Source organism: Streptomyces sp. P17 (genome assembly GCF_032436805.1).
GTDB lineage: Bacteria > Actinomycetota > Actinomycetes > Streptomycetales > Streptomycetaceae > Streptomyces.
In genome coordinates this window covers 1-234 of sequence record NZ_JAVRBF010001514.1, presented here as the reverse complement: position 1 = coordinate 234, position 234 = coordinate 1, and the positions used below count along the sequence as shown (strand labels likewise).

The following is a 234-nucleotide window of genomic DNA, read 5'->3' as shown; positions in this document are numbered from 1 at the left end:
TAATTTGGACAAGTTTGAAAATGATGAAACTGTATTTTCAGTATGTGGTTACAATTACCCAATAAATTATAAAAATGTCAATCCAACAGATAACCTATGCTTGAAAGCATATTCAGCATGGGGAGTTGGCATTTGGAAAGAAAAGTTTGAGGATGTAAATTTTAAATCGGGAGAGTTCCAGAATATTTTAATATCGCCATCAAAAGTATTATCAGTTTCAAGGAAGCTCGGTGA

General features: G+C 32.5%; 1 protein-coding gene. It reads left to right on the top strand.

Going from position 1 to position 234, the window contains the following annotated elements; all coding sequences use genetic code 11:
• A partial coding sequence (locus RMT89_RS45530; protein WP_315889619.1) for a hypothetical protein occupies positions 1-234 on the top strand: 234 nt, incomplete at both ends.